The sequence below is a fragment of the Paracraurococcus lichenis genome, from assembly GCF_030657435.1.
Classification (GTDB): Bacteria; Pseudomonadota; Alphaproteobacteria; order Acetobacterales; family Acetobacteraceae; genus Paracraurococcus; species Paracraurococcus lichenis.
In genome coordinates this window covers 1-321 of sequence record NZ_JAUTWS010000558.1, presented here as the reverse complement: position 1 = coordinate 321, position 321 = coordinate 1, and the positions used below count along the sequence as shown (strand labels likewise).

Annotated in this window: 1 pseudogene; it reads right to left on the bottom strand. The window is 66.7% G+C overall.

Annotated elements, in window-relative coordinates:
* Positions 1 to 321, bottom strand: a pseudogene (locus Q7A36_RS41230) (IS1634 family transposase); the annotation flags it as partial.

Below are 321 nucleotides of genomic sequence, written 5' to 3'. Positions count from 1 at the left end.
CTCGACGACCAGGAGTTCGCGGTATCTCAGCATCGCCTGCAACGGCGTGACGCGGGCGTTGGTGCGCAGCACGAAGATGCCGTCGTATCTCGCTTCCTCGGCCAGCTTGCCGACATCGACCTCGAAGGCCGGCCGTGACCTGGCCTTGCCGCCCTTCACGCCTTTTGGGGCGACGCGACGCAGATAGCGGCGGTAGGCGGAGTTGCCGATCAGCGCCTTGTCGCCGCGCTGCAGCTGCTGCTCGAAACCGGCGATGATGGCCTGTCGGTCGGCACGTTCCTTCTCAGCCTCGGCCTCGTTGCGGCACACGATGTAGCGCCG